Genomic DNA, 17,957 nt, shown 5'->3' with positions numbered 1-17,957 from the left:
TAATATAGCTCAACCTAAAAAGAGAATAAAAACCATGAAACTCAAATACCTCTCTGCAACGATAGGGCTCCTTCTGTGTTCTCATTATGCCGCCGGGGCGGAAACTACCACGCTTGAAGATCGGCTCAATGCGCTGGAACAGCGCGTTCAGCAGGCCGAACTGCGCGCTCAGCGGGCGGAAGCCCGTGCCGACGCGGCGGAAAAACAGGCGCAAACGCTCTCTACCCGTACGGCTCAAATCGAACAGCAGGCTCACCAGGTAGAACAGCGCACCAGCCAAAACGAGCAGCAAACGCGACAGGTTGCGGAACGCACCACCGCGCTGGCTGACAAAAACCGTCTCGCCGATGGCTTCGAATTCCACGGCTATGCGCGATCCGGTCTGGCGATACATGACTCCGCCACCAGCAGCAAAGCGGATGTCGGTCCGGGCATGTCGCCTGCCGGCAGCGTAGGCGGCAACGTCGGCCGTCTGGGCAACGAAGACGACACCTATCTGGAACTGAAGCTGGAACATAAAACCAAGCTGGACAACGGCGCGACCACGCGTTTCAAGGTGATGATGGCCGACGGACAGCGCAGCTATAACGACTGGACGGCGGACAGCAGCGACCTGAATATTCGTGAAGCCTTCGTGGAGCTGGGCTCTTTGCCGACCTTCACCGGCGCGTTCAAGGACACCACGCTGTGGGCCGGTAAACGCTTCGACCGGGATAACTTCGATATCCACTGGCTGGATTCCGATGTTGTCTTCCTGGCTGGCACCGGCGGCGGTATCTACGATGTTCAACCCGTCGACGGTTGGAAAACCAACTTCTCCCTGTACGGGCGTAGTCTGGGCGACAACGAAGCGTTGGATAACGAAATTCAGAACTACATCGTGACCAGCAACAACTTCGTCGGCCCGTTCCAGTTCATGCTGAGTGGACTGAGAGCGAAGAATAACGATCTCACCACCAACACCGGCGCCAACAGCGCCAGCCATATCGTCAACAGCAACGCGGGCGATTCCGGCGTACACGCCGCGGTGGCCTGGCGCGGCGACAACTTCTACGGCCTACGGGACGGCAGCTCGCTGGTCGCGCTGCTGTACGGTCACGGCCTGGGCGCGGAAGTCAAAGGGATCGGTTCCGACGGCAACCTGACGCAAAACGCCGACACCTGGCGTCTCGCGACCTATGGCACCACCGCCATCAACAAGACCTGGAGCTTCGCGCCGTCGCTGATGGCGCAGAGCAGCAAAGATCGTTATGTCTCCGGAGATGACTATCAGTGGGTGACGCTCAACGCCCGCTTTATTCAGGAAATCACCCCCAATTTCGCCTTGGCGTATGAGGGTAGCTATCAGTACATGGATCTCGATCCGCAAGGCTATTTAGCACGCAATCAGGTCAGCGGCGGTTTTTACAAGCTGACCTTTGCACCCACCTTCAAAGTTGGCGATATCGCCAACTTTTTCAGCCGGCCCGAGCTGCGCGTTTTCGCCAGCTACATGGACTGGGATAAACGTCTGGACAACTACTCCAACGAAGATGCCTTCGGCTCCACCGGCTTTACGGCTGGCGGCGAATGGACCTTCGGCGTCCAGATGGAAACCTGGTTTTAATTGATTCAGCCTTTACCCGCGGCCTTCTACGGATTGCCGCGGTTTTAGCTGATGTAGTGTTGTTTGATTTATGAGGAAACTTATGGACATTAAAGCCACTGCGGCTTCTCTTCTCACCCTGCTGGGCGGGAAGGACAATATCGCCAGCGCGGCCCACTGTGCCACACGTCTGCGTCTGGTGTTAAAAGATGATAATAAGGCGGACAAAGCCGCTATCGAGAAACTGGAAGGCGTTAAAGGCTGTTTCCAAAACTCAGGGCAAATGCAGGTTATTTTCGGCTCCGGTCTGGTCAACAAAGTCCATGCCGAGTTCATTAAAGCCGCGGGCGTCAACGAGTCCAGCAAAGCAGAGGCCGCATCGGCCGCCGCCAAGAAGCTGAACCCGTTGCAGCGTCTGGCGCGTCTGCTGTCCAACATCTTCGTGCCTATCATCCCGGCTATCGTTGCTTCCGGCTTGCTGATGGGCCTGTTGGGAATGATTAAAACCTATAACTGGGTGAATCCGGATAGCGCCATTTTCATTCTGCTGGATATCTTCAGCTCCGCCGCCTTTATCATTCTGCCAATCCTGATTGGTTTTACCTCCGCGCGCGAGTTCGGCGGTAACCCGTATCTGGGCGCGACGCTCGGGGGGATTCTGACCCATCCCGCTCTGACTAACGCCTGGGGCGTCACCGAAGGGTTCAAGACCATGCACCTGTTCGGTTACGACGTCGCCATGATCGGCTATCAGGGCACCGTGTTCCCGGTGCTGCTGGCGGTCTGGTTCATGAGCCTGGTGGAAAAACGCTTGCGCAAAATCATCCCCAACGCGCTGGATATCATCCTGACGCCGTTCCTGACCGTCATCATCTCCGGCTTCGTTGCCATGATGGTAATTGGTCCTGCGGGCCGGATGCTGGGCGACGGTATCTCCATGGTACTGAGCACCCTGATCGCGCATGCAGGTTGGTTTGCGGGTCTGCTCTTCGGCGGTCTCTACTCCGTGATTGTGATCACCGGGGTGCACCACAGCTTCCACGCCATCGAGGCTGGTCTGCTGGGCAATCCGAATATCGGCGTCAACTTCCTGCTGCCGATCTGGTGTATGGCTAACATCGCTCAGGGCGGCGCCTGCCTGGCGGTTTACTTCAAAACCAAAGATGCCCGCATCAAAGCCATCGCCATCCCTTCCGGTTTCTCGGCACTGCTGGGAATTACCGAGGCGGCGCTGTTCGGCATCAACCTGCGCTTTGTGAAACCGTTCCTGGCCGCTATCGCTGGCGGTGCGCTGGGCGGCGCCTGGGTCGTGGCGAACCACGTCGGCATGACCGCCGTGGGCCTGACGGGTATTCCTGGTATGGCGATCGTAAAACCCGACTCATTTATTAGTTATGTGATCGGCATGCTGATAGCCTTTGGAACAGCCTTCGTGCTTTCACTGCTCCTGAGATACAAAACGGATAGCAAATAATGAGAGAAACCCACTTATTAAAACGTATGGCTCATGCCTTGATGTCGGCTCAATCGCGCCAGTGCTATGACCCTTACCGTCCGCAGTGGCACCTGTCACCTAATGTCGGTTTGCTTAACGATCCTAACGGATTCATTCAGCATAAAGGGCGTTACCATCTGTTTTATCAGTGGAATCCATTAGCTTGCGCCCACGGAGCCAAATTCTGGGGGCACTGGAGCTCGGTCGATCTGGTTAACTGGCGCCACGAACCCGTGGCGCTGGTGCCGTCGGAAAGTTATGAAAGCCACGGCTGCTACTCCGGCTCCGCGGTGGAAGACGACGACGGCACGCTGACGTTGGTGTATACCGGCAACGTGAAGTACGACGACGGCTCCCGTACGGCCAACCAGTGTCTGGCACGGGAAAATGCCGACGGCACCTTCGACAAGCTCGGCACCGTACTGCCGCTGCCGGAAGGCTATACCGGCCATGTGCGCGATCCGAAGGTTTGGCGTCATGACGGTAAGTGGTACATGGTGCTCGGCGCTCAGGACACCGATTTGCAGGGCAAGGTGCTGCTGTTCTCCTCCGACGATCTGCACCAGTGGCAGTCTCTGGGCGAAATCGCCGGTTCTCGCCTCGGCGGACTGGGCGATTTCGGCTACATGTGGGAATGTCCGGATCTGTTCCCGTTAGGGCAGCACGACGTGCTGATTTGCAGTCCGCAAGGTCTGGCGGCCGAAGAAGAACGCTACCTGAATATCTTTCAGGCGGGCTACTTCGTCGGCACGCTGGATTACGACCAAGGGCAGTTCACTCACGGAGACTTCCAGGAACTGGATCTGGGCTTTGAGTTCTATGCGCCGCAGACCACGATGAGTCTGGACGGCCGTCGTCTGATGTTCGGCTGGATGGCGGTTCCGGAACAGGATGAGTTCCAGCAGCCCACCCTCGAATACGGCTGGGTACACACCATGACCTGCCCGCGCGAGCTGACGCTTCAAGACGGTATGCTTTATCAGCAGCCCGCCCGAGAGTTGCAGAGCCTACGCACGCAGAAGCACGTCTGGAAAGGCGTCGCGGATTATGCGCCGGTCCTGCCTGCAGGCAGCGCGGAACTGATTGTGGATACGCAGGGCGAATTCCAGATCAATTTCGCCAACCTGATGGTGTTATGCTGGGATGGCGAATGGCTCACGCTGAGTCGTCACAACCTGCGTACGGGTGAGCCGGAACACCGTTATTGGCGCGGCGAACTGCACTACCTGCATATCCTGTGCGACCGCTCCAGCGTGGAGATTTTTATCAACCACGGTGCTGCCGTGATGTCGGCTCGCTATTTCCCACAGCAAGACGCCACCGTCAGTTTCAGCGGTTCAGGGAGGTTAACGCTGCAGCACTGGCTGTTAGCGCCATGCGTGATAGAATAGTTTCCCTTTTTTCTACCATTAAGAACGAGTGGTGAAACAAACTAAGCGCGTAACCATCAGTGATATCGCCAAGCTGGCGGGGGTTTCCAAATCCACCGCCAGTTTGGTTTTAAATGGTCGTAGTAAAGAGTTTCGCGTCTCGGACGCTACGCGCGATCGCGTTCTCGCTCTCGCTCAACAACATCGTTACCTTCCCAGCATTCATGCCCGCTCGCTTCGCTCCACCCGCAGCAACACGCTCGGTCTGGTCGTGCCGGAAATGACCAACTATGGCTTTGCGTTGATTTCTCACGAGCTGGAAATGCTGTGCCGCGAAGCCGGTCTGCAACTGCTCATCGCCTGTACCGACGAGAACCCCAGCCAGGAAATCATGGCGGTGAATAGCCTGATTCAACGTCAGGTGGACGGGCTGATTGTCGCCTCCAGCATGCTGAACGACGCCGAGTATCAGAAGATTAACCAGCAACTGCCTGTCGTACAGTTCGACCGCATGATTGGAGACTCCGACCTGCCGTTGGTGATCACCGAGTCGATCGAGCCCACGGCGACGCTGGTGGAAACCGTCGCGCGTCAGCATCAGAGCGAGTTCTATTTCATTGGCGGCCAATCCCGTATTTCACCCACCCGCGATCGACTGGCTGGTTTCCAGCGAGGGCTGGAACGCGCCGGAGTCAGCTGCCACCCGGACTGGATCATTCACGGCAACTATCGCCCCAGCTCCGGCTACGAAATGTTCGCCGAGCTCTGCGCGACGCTCGGTCGTCCCCCGAAGACCCTGTTTGTCGCCGCCTGCGGCCTGCTGGAAGGGGTACTACGCTACCTGAATCAGCACAACCTGATGAACAGCGACATCAGACTATGCAGCTTCGACGATCACTACCTGTTCGACTGTCTGCCGCTGCGCATCGACACGGTCGCGCAAGATTGCGAAACGCTGGCAAGCCGAAGCTTCGATATGATCACCGCGCTGATCGACGGTCGTGCCCTGCCCGAAAAACGCGTTTACGTCCCCAGTCGCATTCACTGGCGGCACCCTGACTCGCGCGGATAAGCTTCTTTGCCAGCGGAGCGGCCTTTCGGCACGGCACGCCTCTGACCAGATATCGCGCCTGCGGTTGAAGGGAACATCCCTTCGGCAGAGAAGGCGACAGGCGGGGTTCACAGAAATGAAAAAGCGCGGCAGAAGCCGCGCTTGAAGTACAGGATGTGGCGTAAATGATTAACGAGACACTTTCTCCATCCCCATCAACCCCACTTTGAGGTAGCCGGCGGAACGCAGCGCGTCCATCACCTGCATCATGGTCTCGTAGTCCACGCTTTTATCTGCCTGGAAATAGATGGTGTTCTCTTTATTGCCGTTGGTTTTAGCATTCAACGTCTGCGCCAGCGTATCTTGCGTGACCGGATCTTCACCCAGATAAAGCTGTTTGTCGGCTTTAATCGTCAGATAGACCGGCTTTTCACGCGGCTGAGGCGCTGCGGAAGAGGCGGGCAGGTTCACGCGAACATCGACCGTCGCCAGCGGCGCCGCCACCATAAAGATAATCAGCAGCACCAGCATGACATCGATAAACGGCGTGACGTTGATGTCATGCATTTCGCCGTTTTCGTTCTGTCCATCGTTCAGATGCATCGCCATGGCTCAACCCGCCCGTAGTTTCTGCGCCGAAGAAGACGCGGTGCTGCTTTCGCTGGCGGCGATGTCTAAATCGCGGCTCTGGAGCAGCAGCACCTGCGCCGCCACATCGCCGACCATCGCTTTGTAGCTGGTCGTAGAACGGGCGAACACGTTGTAGATCACGACCGCCGGGATCGCGGCAATCAGACCGATAGCGGTCGCCAGCAACGCTTCGGCGATGCCGGGAGCGACAACGGCCAGATTAGTCGTCTGCGTATGGGCGATACCAATAAAGCTGTTCATGATGCCCCAAACCGTACCAAACAGACCGATAAACGGCGCGATGGCACCGACGGTCGCCAGGTATCCGGTCCCACGCGACATATGACGTCCGTTGGCCGCGACGCGGCGCTCAAAGCGAAACGCGGTGCGCTCTTTGATGCCGAGGTTGTCGTCGGAACGAGCCGATAGAGAGATTTCGTCCTGCGCCTCAGCGACAAACTGTTGCGCGACGCTGCCCGCTTTGCAAAGACGCGCCATTTCCGCCGCTTCGTCCAGAGAGCGGACGTTGCTCAGCGCATCATGCTCTCGACGCAGACGGCGCTTGGCGCCGATCATCTCCGCGCTTTTGCCGAAGAAGATGGCCCAGGTCATCACCGAGGCTAGGATCAAGCCGATCATCACGATCTTGACCACGATGTCAGCGTGTTGATACATCCCCAGCACGGATAAATCCATTTGCATCAGATTGCCCGGCGCGGCCGCGTCGGGACCCGGCGGCAGCGAGAGCGGAGAGGTCGCCGCTGTATCGCCACCGTTCGTGGAGAGAGGTAAAGATGAAGGCGCGGCAAACGCATAACCGCTAAAGCCCGCCACCAGCAATAACGCCAGCAGGCTCCGGTACGCTGCGCCAATGGCGCCGCCAATCGTCCGCCGGGCTGATGAAACCTGCTGCTGCTTTCCTTTAATGTCAGCCGTATTCACGCTGTTCCTCCGCCAATCATTCAGTGCTATTCATGGGTCAAACATTTTGGTCAAAATGATACCAAAGCCAAAATTAATTGATAGCTATTCTCATTATTATTGCGCATATATCTCCATGGCAGTCGGCTCTTCTGGCCGTAACCCCGCCTTTCCTTACAGCACAATCCCCTTTTACTGCCCTTACTGGCAGCAAGAGTGTGCTTTTTAGCCTTCAGCCCGACACACTCGGTGTCAGCCATGATAACGTAAAGAGAATGGTGTTAAAGAGATAAAACCGCCGCGCTCCTCGATGACAGGAGCCATTAAGGCCGATGAGCAACAGGTGAAGCATGACGAGCAAAAAAACCGCCACAGCACTGGTATCCGCCGGAAGACAGAAGAAATTTACTCAAGGTTCAGTGAATCCCGTGATTCAGCGAGCCTCCTCCCTCGTCTTTGACAGCGTACAAGACAAGAAACAGGCGACGATAAATCGCGCCAAAGGCGCACTGTTTTACGGTCGCCGAGGAACGCTGACGCACTTCTCTCTTCAAGAAGCCATGACCGAGCTGGAAAACGGCGCGGGCTGCGCGCTATACCCTTGCGGCGCAGCGGCTATCGCCAATGCCATCCTGTCATTCATCTCCGCGGGCGACCATTTGCTGGTGACCGGCTCCGCCTATGAGCCGACGCAGGACTTTTGTAACAAAGTGCTGGGCAGAATGAATGTCAGCACCACCTACTTCGACCCGCTGATCGGCGACGGCATCGCCGAATTGATCCAACCGGAAACCAAAGCGGTATTTCTGGAATCCCCTGGTTCCATCACCATGGAAGTCCAGGATGTCCCCGCGATTGTCGCCGCCGTACGCCGCGTCAATCCGGAGATTGTCATCATCATGGATAACACCTGGGCGGCAGGCATTCTGTTTAAGGCGCTGGACGCAGGCGTGGATATCTCCGTGCAGTCCGGCACCAAGTACATCGTTGGACATTCCGACGCCATGCTGGGCACCGCGGTCGCCAATGCCCGCTGCTGGGACAGGCTGCGCGAGCAATCTTATCTGATGGGACAGATGGCGGACGCCGACAGCGCCTATGTCGCCAGCCGTGGTCTGCGTACGCTGGGCGTGCGTCTGAAGCAGCATCAGGAAAGCAGCCTGCGCATTGCGCGCTGGCTGGCGGAACGTCCCGAAGTCGACGTCGTCAATCATCCCGCGCTGCCGGAATGTAAAGGCCACGCAGCCTTCACGCGCGACTTCAGCGGCTGTAACGGGCTTTTTTCGTTTGTTTTAAAACAAAAACTCTCGTCAACGCAGTTAGCCAGCTATCTTGATAACTTCCACCACTTCAGCATGGCTTATTCTTGGGGCGGTTTCGAATCGCTGATTCTGGCAAATCAGCCAGAAGAGCTAGCCAAAATCCGACCGGCCGGCGGCGTTGATTTCAACGGCACGTTGATTCGGTTACATATCGGACTGGAAGATTGCGACGATCTGATCGAGGATCTTGCTGACGGGTTCAGAAGAATTCAGGAATCGTAAAGGTTTCTGTCTCGCTATACCCCCTGATTTCGCTGCGATTGCATGGGGAAAACGTGTATTATGGTCGTTACACAGCAGTTATAACGACAAACCCACGTTTTTCACCCTATTACGTACCCGAACCGCGGCACGGAGCAGCAATACGTTGTTCACTTCAGAGGGTTCCAGCAAAACCAGACAGGACGCAAAATGAGTGTTGTTCACGAAATAATTCAGGCGCTATGGCAGCAAGATTTCAGCGCGCTGGCCGATCCTCACGTGATATGGGTGGTCTACGGCATTCTCTTCGTTACCTTATTTCTTGAGAATGGCCTGTTGCCGGCGTCCTTCCTGCCGGGAGACAGCTTACTGTTGCTGGCGGGCGCCATGATCGCAAAAGGGGTGATGAGTTTTATCCCCACCATGGTGCTGCTGACCATTGCGGCCAGCCTCGGCTGCTGGCTCAGTTACCTGCAAGGGCGCTGGCTGGGCCATACCCGACTGGTTAAAACCTGGCTGGGACAGTTGCCGGTGCACTATCACCAACGCGCATACTCGCTGTTTCACCGCCACGGACTGGTGGCGCTGTTGATCGGCCGTTTTCTGGCGTTTATTCGTACGCTGCTCCCCACCATCGCCGGGATTTCCGGACTGAGCAATACCCGTTTTCAGGTTTTCAACTGGCTGAGCGGGCTGCTGTGGGTCTGCGGCATCGTCTCGCTGGGCTACGCCATCAGCCATATTCCGCTGGTGAAACGCTATGAAGATCAGGTGATGACCGGACTGTGCCTGCTGCCGGTCGTGCTGCTGCTTAGCAGCCTGGTCGGTATCGCCGTCATGCTGTGGCGTAAAAGACGCGTCAGCGCCTGACGCCGCCTTCCGCCGCCGGGCCGAATGCCCGTGCGGCGACGCCAGTTAATTACCTTCCACCAGCGCCCTGCCCGACCGTAGCCGAACCACTTCGTCGCCCGGCGTCGTACCGAAATAGCGTTTAAACTCCCGGCTAAACTGCGAGGGACTTTCGTACCCGACCTGCAGCGCCGCCGCACCGGCTTTCAACCCACCATGCAGCATCATTATCCGCGCCTTGTGCAGACGGTAAGATTTCAAATATTGCAGCGGCGAGGTATTCGTCACCGCCTTGAAATTATGATGGAAGGCCGACACGCTCATGTTTACGTCCGCGGCCAACTGCTCCACGTTCAGGCTGTCCGCGTAATCATGTTCGATACGCCGTAACGCGCGCGCGATCTGGCTGAAATGGGTATGCCGGTTGACCACCGCCTGCAGCGCCGCCCCGCCTACGCCGCAGAGCACGTAATAGATGATCTCCCGGACAATCCCCGGCCCCAGCACTCTGGCGTCTCTGGGCGAGGCCATCGCCTCCAGCAGCCGCTCCGCCGCACACAGCATCTTGTCGTACAGCGGTACGCTGCATACCCCGGTGATATCGGCGCGCGGACGATCCGGACACTCATCATCGCCAAGATCCATCAGTAAATCCTGCAACATCGCGCTTTCCATTCGTATCGACAGGCCGATCAGCGGATGCTCCGGCGTCGCGAACGTTTCGCACTCAAACGGCAAGGGCACCGTCATCAGCAGATAGTTTTCCGGATCATAGCGAAAGGTCTTTTCGCCCATGTATCCGACCTTATGGCCCTGAAATATGATGACGATGCTGGGGTCATACATCACCGGCCGACGCACACAGTGCTCTTCGGCATAGATGACCCTGACCTGCGGGATCGGCGTGGCGGTGACGCAGCCCTGCCCCACGTATTGTCGGGCCATATTCGCCAGCCGCTGGCGATGTGTTTCGCTTTGCATATCTTCATCCTTTGCAGAATATAGCAATAAAATGACATAAATCCGGCCGTCAAGCATCAATTCCTGCACTCCTTTGCAGAAATAGGCAATAACGAAACAGAAATGAGCATTGTACCTACGCCGACAGATCCCGAGAATGAATCACAGACCATGCCATCGGCTAACCCGATGGACAGAAGAAAATCAAATCAAGAAGGGGTGGAGAACATGAACGAGACAATCAAGTTATTAACCAGCCATCGCAGCGAACGCAGCTATCTGGATAAAGCGATCCCTGAAGACGTCCTTTCCGCCATCATCGAAACCGCTTACCTCGCCCCCACGTCCGTTAATTCACAGCAGGTTTCTATTGTGGTCACCCGCGATCCGGCGCGACGCGCCCGCATCGCCGAACTGGCGGGTGGACAAGACTGGATAGCTCAGGCTCCGGTCTTCCTGACGCTAGTGCTGGATATGCATAAAAGCGAACGTGCCATTGCCCTGAGCGGCTTTGAGCAACATGCCCACGAAAGCGTGGAGAGCATCGTCTCCGGCAGTACCGATGTCGGCATCGCCCTGGGCACCCTGATCGCTGCGGCCCATTCCTATGGACTGGGCATCGTGCCTATCGGCGCGGTCCGCCGCGATCCTCAAGCCATGATCGAACTGCTCGAGTTGCCGGAACACACTTTCCCGCTGGTAGGACTGGTGATGGGCTACGTCGACCAACCGGCGTACCAGAAACCTCGTCTGCCTGTCAGCACCTTCCGGCACGAAGAAACGTATCAGGACGACACGCTGAACGACGCCATCAAGCAATACGATGAAACGCTGACAAAACACTGGGAAAAGATCGGTCGCACTGACGGCGCCGCCTGGGGGCCTAACACCGCGGACTATTACCAGCACATCTATTTCCCCGAAGTTCTACCCGCCCTGCTTCAGCAAGGCTTTAAACTGGATAAATAATCTATGAACAATTTTACCCTGCATACCCCGACGAAAATTCTCTTCGGGGAAGGACAGATCGCGGGTATCGCCGCCGAAATTCCTGAAGACGCGCGTATTCTGATCGTCTACGGCGGCGGCAGTATCAAACGCAATGGCGTGCTCGATCAGGTTCACGCCGCCCTCGCAGGCCGCAGCATCACGGAGTTTTCCGGCGTTGAGCCTAACCCGACTTACGAAACGCTGATGAAGGCCGTCGACGTGGTTCACCGGGATCACATCGACTTTCTGCTTGCCGTCGGCGGCGGTTCAGTCGCGGACGGCACCAAATTCATTGCGGCGGCAGCGAATTACACGGCGTCGGAAGATCCATGGCATATCCTGCAGACCCATGGACAGGACATCACCCAGGCGCTGCCTATCGGCGTGGTGCTGACGCTGCCGGCAACCGGCTCCGAGTCCAACAGCGGCGCGGTGATCACGCGGAAAGCCAGCGGCGATAAGCAGGCGTTCCATACCCCACTGGTGCGCCCGCAGTTTGCCGTACTGGACCCGGTGGTTACCTACACTCTTCCTGAGCGCCAGATCGCCAACGGCGTCGTCGATGCCTTTGTCCATACGCTGGAGCAATACCTGACCTATCCGGTCGACGCGAAAGTGCAGGATCGCTTCGCGGAAGGGCTGCTGCTGACACTGATCGAAGAAGGTCCGCGCGCGCTGAAAGAACCGGATAACTACACTGTGCGCGCCAATGTCATGTGGAGCGCGACCCTGGCGTTGAACGGTCTGATCGGCGCGGGCGTGCCGCAAGACTGGTCGACGCATATGCTGGGGCATGAGCTGACCGCCATGCACGGATTGGATCATGCTCAGACATTGGCGGTTGTTCTGCCAGCCATGCTCCGCGACCGTCAAGCGCAGAAACGGGAGAAACTGCTTCAGTATGCTGAACGCGTATGGGGTCTCCGCGACGGCAGCGAAGCGCAGCGAATTGAGGGCGCGATTGAGGCCACCCGTGAGTTCTTCGAACGCATGGGCGTTCCGACGCGGATGTCGGACTATCAGTTGGACGGCAGCAGCATCCCGGCGCTGGTGGAAAAACTCAAGGAGCACGGCATGACGTCGCTCGGCGAGCACAAGGATATTACGCTGGCCGACAGTCAACGCGTCTACGAGGCTGCTCGCTAAGCCTCCCCCTCTTCAGCTTTCAGCTACACTGCTGTTTAACGCTGCGCATCGGGAAAACGCTTTCCCCTGCGGCGACAAGCACTCCGGCGGTTTTTCCTCTCACGGAAACCGCCGTTATTCGCTTTCGGCTTGCCGAAAAGCGAACCTGCAGTCTGCATCGACCGCGCTGCGTGGTCGGGCCGGAACAAGGAGAATGCTATGACGACACAACCCATCATTAAACTGAGTGACGGCAAAACCATCCCGCAGTTGGGACTGGGCGTATGGCAAGCCAGCCATGAAGAAACCATTGTTGCGGTGAATGAAGCACTGAAAACGGGATACAAGGCCATCGATACCGCGGCCATCTATCAAAACGAAGCTGCGGTGGGCGAGGCGTTACAGTCCGCCGGGCTGCCGCGCAACGATCTGTATATCACCACCAAACTCTGGAACAGCGATCAAGGCCGTCCGGTACAAGCGCTGACGGAGAGCCTACGCAAGCTGAAGCTGGACTATGTCAACCTCTACCTGATCCACTGGCCCTGGCCGCCTAAAGGCAGCGCCGAGGATACCTATATCGAGGCGTGGCGGGGTTTGATCCGATTGCAGGAACAGGGGCTCACTAAAAGCATCGGCGTCAGCAACTTTCATCCCCACCACCTGCAGCGTCTCAAGGAAGCCACCGGGGTGATGCCGGTCATCAACCAGATCGAACTGCATCCGCTGCTGCAACAGCGCTCGCTACATGCCTGGAACACCACGCACCACATTCAGACCGAATCCTGGAGTCCGCTGGCGCAGGGCGGGAAAGGCGTATTTGATACGCCCATTATCCGTGACCTGGCGAAAAAATACGGCAAGACACCAGCGCAGATTGTCATCCGCTGGCATCTTGATAACGGATTGGTGGTGATCCCGAAATCCGTCACACCGGCACGCATCCAAGAGAATTTCGATGTGCTTGATTTTAAATTAGAAAAAGAGGAACTAAGCCAGATCGCCGCGCTGGACAGCGGCAAGCGTCTGGGGCCCGATCCGGACCAACCCCCTGCTGAAGCGTAATCTCGTCCCGCCGCAGCGCTGGTCTGACCGGCGCTGCGCTTACCGCAGGGACGGTGATTCAGTCTGACACTTCAAATTCATAGATATCGCTACGGCAATAAATTTCGCAGTATTCCAATAACTCACCTTTGGCGTCGAAGGTGTGCTGACGGCTAAACAGCAGTGGCATGCCATTCGGCACTTTCAGCAGTTTCGAAATTTCCCGCGTTGCGCTAACGGCACGGACACGATAACGCCGATTTTCTGGAAAGATGTGTCGCTCGCGCCAATAGCCGTACAGCGAATGTTCAATTTCTTCCGGTTTCGGTAACCAGCGCTGTGGGATCCATACCGTCTCCAGCGATGCCGGCTCATCATTCAACAGCCTGACGCGACGAAGTTTGGTCAACACGGCGCTGTCCGGAAGATGCATCGTCAGTGCCAGCGTCGGACTAATGGCGACGTCGGTGATACGTTCCAGCCAACTATTGCTGGCGACCCCGCCCCGCTGTTGAACCAGCGCGGAGAAACCCGGTTCATCGCTGGTCAGCGCATAGTCGAGCTGGAGGGCGATACGCGTGCCGACGCCTTGCTGGCGAAGAATCAACCCTTTCTGCTCCAGCAGCGCCAGAGAACGGGAAACCGTGACGCGGGACAGCCCCAGCAGTTGTACCAGCTGGCGCTCCGGCGGTAAAAAATGCCCGCTGAGATCGCGCCGTTGCTGAATAGCGAGCTCCAGCGCTTTCGCCAGTTGCATGTAACGCGGAGCGGATGACGGCTTGTCCAGCAAGGACCGTAACTGAATAAAAAATTCTTCCATGGCTGCCTTGTAGTTAGGGTCTTTAATGAGGCAATTTTTTATCAATTCCCCACCGCCTGGATACTCATAATATGCAGGGTAATGTACTTAGGATTTACATTGGCATCATAAAGGCTTTAAATTGGACTTGCAATTAACGCACGCTTTTTATACATTAGCCACGGTATTAGGAAACTAAGCCAACACCAGGGGTCTTCATGACCGTAATAAAACATCCCCACGACGCCATCCTCGGTTGTCTCTATGGGCAAGCGGCGGGTGACGCGATGGGGATGCCATCAGAACTTTGGCCGCAGAAGCGCGTCCGCCAGCACTTTGGCTGGATCGATCGCTTTCTGCCAGGACCAGACGTCAATGTCGCCGCCTGCGGTCTTATCGCAGGGGAATTCACCGACGACACCCAACAGGCCATCGCCCTGATTAACGCCGTGATCGAAGCCAAAGGCGCCATTGAGCCTGAGCGCATCGCCAGGCATATTCTGGCATGGGCGACGCGCATCAACGCCTTCGAAAAAAACGTTCTTGGCCCCAGTTCCAAGGCGGCGTTGAACGCTATTCGTTCCGGCACGCCCGTGCATGAAATCAACGCCAACGGCGTGACCAACGGCGCCGCTATGCGTGTAGCACCGATGGGTTGTTTGATGTCCACCGCCGACAAAGCCGCGTTTATCCACGCGGTGCGCCTGTCCTGTAGCCCGACGCATCAGTCCGATATCGCCGTTGCCGGCGCGGTCGTCATTGCCTGGGCCATCAGCCGCGCTATCGACGGCGCGGAGTGGAAGACGATCAAAAACGAACTGCCGCGGTTGGCGGAAGAAGTCCAACTGCAACGCATCACCACTTTCAGTCCAAAGCTAAGCCGCCGCATCGAGCAGGCATTCAGCCTGACCGCCACGCTACGTCATGTCCCAGACGCGCTAGCGCTCTCGGAGCTGTACGATACGCTGGGCGCAGGCATGGATACGCTGGAATCCGTGCCGATGGCGCTGGCTCTGGTCGAACTGGCTGTCACCCAACCCCAACGCTGCGCTATATTAGCTGCCAATCTTGGCGGCGATACGGATACAATTGGCGCTATGGCCACCGCGATTTGCGGTGCGCTTCAAGGTATTAATGCCTTTCCCGCAGCATGGGTTTCCATCATCAATCAGGCCAATGAGATTGACTTCACTCCTCATGCTGCAAAACTTTATGCATTCAGAATAAAGAGGAGCACATTGGAATGGATGGAACGCAACGAGGTGATACACAACCTTCATCCAAAGGTTGGAAAGTAGAAGAAACCGGTATTGATCTGGTGCCCGAGGCTGAACGCACGGGCACCCCGCTACAGCTTTTCTGGATCTGGTGCGCCGCCAATATCGGCATCCTCGGCATCGTTTACGGCGCCATCATCGTCTCCTTCGGACTCTCCTTCATTCAGTCCGTCCTGGCCGCCGTCATCGGCGTCGCCAGCTTCTCGCTCGTTGGCTACACCTCCTTTGCCGGACAAACCGGCCGCACCTCGACCCTGACGCTCTCCCGCGTCATCTTTGGCCTACGCGGCAACATCGCGCCCACCGCGTTCAGCTGGTTCTGCCTGATCGGCTGGGAAGCCGTCAACGTCATTACCGGCACCATGACGCTAGCTGCGCTGTTTGAAGCTATCGGCTTCAGCGCCAGCCACACGCTGACTGCTATCTGTTTGGTGTTGTTTGCTGGCCTGACCATCATTGTCAGCCTGCTCGGGCAAAATGTGCTGTTCGCGATGCAGAATTGGTTCAGTAAGATTTTCGGCACCATGACGTTGATTGTGGTCATCTACATTCTGTTCAATACGCCGTGGCAGCAGGTGCTGGCGATGCCGTCCGGCAGTTGGCTGACCGGTTTCCTGCCGGCCGTTTCCGTGATTGCCGCAGGCACCGGGATCGGTTGGACTATCGCGGGGGCCGACTACAGCCGCTATCAGCATCCATCCACGCCGCGCAGCAGCATTTTCGCCTCCGTGGTCGGCGGCGCCTGTCTGCCGCTGGTCCTGCTGATGCTGGCCGGCATATTGCTCTCTTCCCAGTTAAAGGATCTTGCCAGTTCTGCCAATCCCATCGCGCTGATCGGCACTGTGCTTCCGCCGTGGATGTCCGTTCCCTACCTGTTGACCGCCACCGCGGGCGTCGTCACCATCGCGGTACTGAGCCTCTATTCAGCCAGCCTCAACCTGCTGACCATTGGTATTAAAGTCCGCCAGTCCGTGGCAGTGTCCATCGACGCCATTCTGATGCTGGGCGTGGCGATTTACGTTCTGTTCGTTTCCGGCGACTTCCTGACGCCATTTATTTCGTTCCTGATTTTTTGCGGCGTGTTCCTCGGCTCGTGGGCAGCGATGTTTATCCTGGACTACCTAAGCCTGCGGCAGCATCGCGGCTACTCGGCCGTCACGCTATTCGGGCTGAACGGCGAAAATCGCGGCGTCCGCTGGATCCCGCTCGGCTGCTGGCTGTTGGGATCGGTATGCGGTCTGCTGGTCACGAAAACCGGGTTTATCGACGGTCCGCTGGCGGTCGGAATTTTCGCCAATTCCAGCCTGGGCATTTTCCTCTCCTTCGGCATCAGCCTGGCGACGTACGGTCTGTATTTGCTGTGTAACCCCAAGGAGAAGCTATGATGAAGGACTTTCATGCCACCACGCCCGTAGTGGTGATCGGCGCCGCAGTGGGCGATAACGTGATGGCCGTGAAACGGCTGCCGCAGAGCGGGGAAGATATTGAAGCGAAAGATCTGGGCTACCAGATTGGCGGCTGCGCCTTCAACGTCGCCCGCGCCCTCCGCCGACTTCAGGTACCGGTCATCAATGGAATGACGGTCGGCAACGGACCGTGGAGCCAACGCGTCGCCGCAGAGATGGCCGCACTAGGTTTAGACATACAGCTTCGCAGTGACGATCAGGATAACGGCTGGTGCCTCGCGCTGGCGGAAGAGACCGGTGAACGCACGTTTATATCGGTTTCAGGCTGCGAGTCGCAGTGGTCGAAGGAAAAGCTGGCTCAGTTGGTTGTGCCGGAAGACGCGCTGATCTACGCCAGCGGCTACGAGCTGAGTAGTGATAACGGCGCCCTCCTGCGCGACTGGTTGCTGGCTCAGCCTCAGCGCAAGCTTGTGGATCTGGGACCGCGTATCGCAGACGTACCGCCCACCTTTATCACGGCGCTGGACAATACGAATACCCTGCTGACGCTGAACCGGGACGAAACCCGTTTTCTGTGCGGCGATGGCGACCCTATCGCGCTGTCCGCAGAGTACGCCGCCCGCCATCATCTGACGCTGATTTGCCGGTTGGACAAAGACGGCGCCTGGCTATGCGTGCCGGGAGAAACGCCCCGCTACGCGCCAATCTACCCGGTGGAGGTGGTCGATACCATCGGTGCCGGTGATGCGCACAGCGGCGGGCTGCTGGCCGCCCTGTCGGCGCAGTGGCCGCTGGCGGACGCGGTGGATTTGGCGAATCGTATCGCCGCCTGCGTGGTCTCCCGGCCCGGCGCAAATGGCGCGCCGGATTGGCAGGAGCTGCAACAACGTTTCGCCACCGCCCCCAGCGCCGCGCCGCATCACTAGCCGCAT

The 17,957-nt window shown here is 57.5% G+C and carries 16 protein-coding genes; 12 read left to right on the top strand and 4 right to left on the bottom strand.

The window, feature by feature from the left end:
• Positions 1-34: 34 nt before the first annotated feature.
• The 4 genes from CKQ53_RS06980 (at position 35) to CKQ53_RS06965 (ending at position 5,522) form a co-directional block, all read left to right on the top strand.
• On the top strand, positions 35-1,606 hold the full coding sequence (locus CKQ53_RS06980) for a carbohydrate porin (RefSeq protein ID WP_094118167.1): 1,572 nt from the start codon (positions 35-37) through the stop codon (positions 1,604-1,606).
• An 82-nt stretch (positions 1,607-1,688) separates the two neighbouring features.
• Positions 1,689-3,059: a sucrose-specific PTS transporter subunit IIBC gene (locus tag CKQ53_RS06975; RefSeq protein ID WP_085651012.1), complete on the top strand. Its 1,371-nt coding sequence runs from the start codon at positions 1,689-1,691 to the stop codon at positions 3,057-3,059.
• A complete protein-coding gene (locus CKQ53_RS06970) occupies positions 3,059-4,471 on the top strand; it encodes a glycoside hydrolase family 32 protein (protein ID WP_094118166.1) in 1,413 nt (470 codons plus the stop codon). The genes CKQ53_RS06975 and CKQ53_RS06970 overlap by 1 nt, the downstream gene beginning before the upstream one ends.
• A gap of 31 nt (positions 4,472-4,502) precedes the next feature.
• Positions 4,503-5,522, top strand: a complete 1,020-nt coding sequence (locus CKQ53_RS06965; RefSeq protein WP_085651014.1) for a substrate-binding domain-containing protein — start codon at positions 4,503-4,505, stop codon at positions 5,520-5,522.
• A 168-nt stretch (positions 5,523-5,690) separates the two neighbouring features.
• Here CKQ53_RS06965 and exbD read toward each other — a convergent pair whose 3' ends face one another.
• Both exbD and exbB read right to left on the bottom strand, forming a co-directional pair.
• The gene (exbD, locus tag CKQ53_RS06960; RefSeq protein ID WP_074728878.1) at positions 5,691-6,110 is read right to left on the bottom strand and encodes a TonB system transport protein ExbD; all 420 of its coding nucleotides are present in this window, start codon (positions 6,108-6,110) and stop codon (positions 5,691-5,693) included.
• 3 nt (positions 6,111-6,113) lie between these two features.
• A complete protein-coding gene (gene exbB / locus CKQ53_RS06955) occupies positions 6,114-7,073 on the bottom strand; it encodes a tol-pal system-associated acyl-CoA thioesterase (protein WP_085651015.1) in 960 nt (319 codons plus the stop codon).
• A gap of 329 nt (positions 7,074-7,402) precedes the next feature.
• Between exbB and metC the strand changes: the two genes are divergently transcribed.
• Entirely contained in the window at positions 7,403-8,596 is a 1,194-nt protein-coding gene (gene metC / locus CKQ53_RS06950; protein WP_094118165.1) for a cystathionine beta-lyase, read from the top strand.
• Positions 8,597-8,785: 189 nt separating this feature from the next.
• Positions 8,786-9,445: a DedA family protein gene (locus tag CKQ53_RS06945; protein WP_085651017.1), complete on the top strand. Its 660-nt coding sequence runs from the start codon at positions 8,786-8,788 to the stop codon at positions 9,443-9,445.
• Between the two features lie 45 nt (positions 9,446-9,490).
• On the opposite strand, the gene CKQ53_RS06940 is transcribed toward CKQ53_RS06945, so the two are convergent.
• On the bottom strand, positions 9,491-10,405 hold the full coding sequence (locus CKQ53_RS06940) for an AraC family transcriptional regulator (RefSeq protein WP_085651087.1): 915 nt from the start codon (positions 10,403-10,405) through the stop codon (positions 9,491-9,493).
• 207 nt (positions 10,406-10,612) lie between these two features.
• Here CKQ53_RS06940 and CKQ53_RS06935 point away from each other — a divergent pair, with 207 nt between their 5' ends.
• The 3 genes from CKQ53_RS06935 to dkgA all read left to right on the top strand — a co-directional run bounded on the left by CKQ53_RS06935 (position 10,613) and on the right by dkgA (position 13,564).
• Positions 10,613-11,353 carry an NADPH-dependent oxidoreductase gene (locus CKQ53_RS06935; protein WP_094118164.1) on the top strand — a complete coding sequence of 247 codons (741 nt, stop codon included), beginning with the start codon at positions 10,613-10,615 and terminating at the stop codon, positions 11,351-11,353.
• Between the two features lie 3 nt (positions 11,354-11,356).
• Positions 11,357-12,520, top strand: a complete 1,164-nt coding sequence (gene yqhD, locus CKQ53_RS06930; protein ID WP_085651019.1) for an alcohol dehydrogenase — start codon at positions 11,357-11,359, stop codon at positions 12,518-12,520.
• 198 nt (positions 12,521-12,718) lie between these two features.
• Positions 12,719-13,564, top strand: a complete 846-nt coding sequence (gene dkgA / locus CKQ53_RS06925) for a 2,5-didehydrogluconate reductase DkgA (protein ID WP_094118163.1) — start codon at positions 12,719-12,721, stop codon at positions 13,562-13,564.
• A 58-nt stretch (positions 13,565-13,622) separates the two neighbouring features.
• Here the strand turns inward: dkgA and CKQ53_RS06920 are convergent, their stop codons facing one another.
• The gene (locus CKQ53_RS06920; RefSeq protein ID WP_085651021.1) at positions 13,623-14,363 is read right to left on the bottom strand and encodes a GntR family transcriptional regulator; all 741 of its coding nucleotides are present in this window, start codon (positions 14,361-14,363) and stop codon (positions 13,623-13,625) included.
• A 197-nt stretch (positions 14,364-14,560) separates the two neighbouring features.
• Here CKQ53_RS06920 and CKQ53_RS06915 point away from each other — a divergent pair, with 197 nt between their 5' ends.
• Genes CKQ53_RS06915 through CKQ53_RS06905 form a run of 3 tightly spaced genes read left to right on the top strand, consistent with a single transcriptional unit; the run spans position 14,561 to position 17,951 of the window.
• Complete coding sequence (locus CKQ53_RS06915) at positions 14,561-15,640, top strand: ADP-ribosylglycohydrolase family protein (RefSeq protein WP_085651022.1); 1,080 nt, start codon at positions 14,561-14,563, stop codon at positions 15,638-15,640.
• Positions 15,586-17,004, top strand: a complete 1,419-nt coding sequence (locus CKQ53_RS06910; protein ID WP_085651023.1) for a purine-cytosine permease family protein — start codon at positions 15,586-15,588, stop codon at positions 17,002-17,004. Before CKQ53_RS06915 ends, CKQ53_RS06910 begins: the two co-directional genes overlap by 55 nt.
• Positions 17,004-17,951: a PfkB family carbohydrate kinase gene (locus CKQ53_RS06905; protein ID WP_118895294.1), complete on the top strand. Its 948-nt coding sequence runs from the start codon at positions 17,004-17,006 to the stop codon at positions 17,949-17,951. Before CKQ53_RS06910 ends, CKQ53_RS06905 begins: the two co-directional genes overlap by 1 nt.
• The last annotated feature ends 6 nt before the right edge of the window (positions 17,952-17,957 follow it).

It is taken from the genome of Lonsdalea britannica, assembly GCF_003515985.1.
Classification (GTDB): domain Bacteria; phylum Pseudomonadota; class Gammaproteobacteria; order Enterobacterales; family Enterobacteriaceae; genus Lonsdalea; species Lonsdalea britannica.
This window is presented reverse-complemented; position numbering and strand designations above follow the sequence as displayed.

Excerpts from the sequence above, each read along its gene's own strand:
- CKQ53_RS06905 (WP_118895294.1), top strand. The coding sequence starts at position 17,004 with ATGAAGGACTTTCATGCCACCACGCCCGTAGTGGTGATCGGCGCCGCA.
- CKQ53_RS06945 (WP_085651017.1), top strand. The coding sequence starts at position 8,786 with ATGAGTGTTGTTCACGAAATAATTCAGGCGCTATGGCAGCAAGATTTC.
- dkgA (WP_094118163.1), top strand. The coding sequence starts at position 12,719 with ATGACGACACAACCCATCATTAAACTGAGTGACGGCAAAACCATCCCG.
- CKQ53_RS06935 (WP_094118164.1), top strand. The coding sequence starts at position 10,613 with ATGAACGAGACAATCAAGTTATTAACCAGCCATCGCAGCGAACGCAGC.
- CKQ53_RS06980 (WP_094118167.1), top strand. The coding sequence starts at position 35 with ATGAAACTCAAATACCTCTCTGCAACGATAGGGCTCCTTCTGTGTTCT.
- exbD (WP_074728878.1), bottom strand. The coding sequence starts at position 6,110 with ATGGCGATGCATCTGAACGATGGACAGAACGAAAACGGCGAAATGCAT.
- CKQ53_RS06970 (WP_094118166.1), top strand. The coding sequence starts at position 3,059 with ATGAGAGAAACCCACTTATTAAAACGTATGGCTCATGCCTTGATGTCG.
- yqhD (WP_085651019.1), top strand. The coding sequence starts at position 11,357 with ATGAACAATTTTACCCTGCATACCCCGACGAAAATTCTCTTCGGGGAA.
- CKQ53_RS06920 (WP_085651021.1), bottom strand. The coding sequence starts at position 14,363 with ATGGAAGAATTTTTTATTCAGTTACGGTCCTTGCTGGACAAGCCGTCA.
- CKQ53_RS06940 (WP_085651087.1), bottom strand. The coding sequence starts at position 10,405 with ATGCAAAGCGAAACACATCGCCAGCGGCTGGCGAATATGGCCCGACAA.
- metC (WP_094118165.1), top strand. The coding sequence starts at position 7,403 with ATGACGAGCAAAAAAACCGCCACAGCACTGGTATCCGCCGGAAGACAG.
- CKQ53_RS06975 (WP_085651012.1), top strand. The coding sequence starts at position 1,689 with ATGGACATTAAAGCCACTGCGGCTTCTCTTCTCACCCTGCTGGGCGGG.
- CKQ53_RS06910 (WP_085651023.1), top strand. The coding sequence starts at position 15,586 with ATGGATGGAACGCAACGAGGTGATACACAACCTTCATCCAAAGGTTGG.
- CKQ53_RS06915 (WP_085651022.1), top strand. The coding sequence starts at position 14,561 with ATGACCGTAATAAAACATCCCCACGACGCCATCCTCGGTTGTCTCTAT.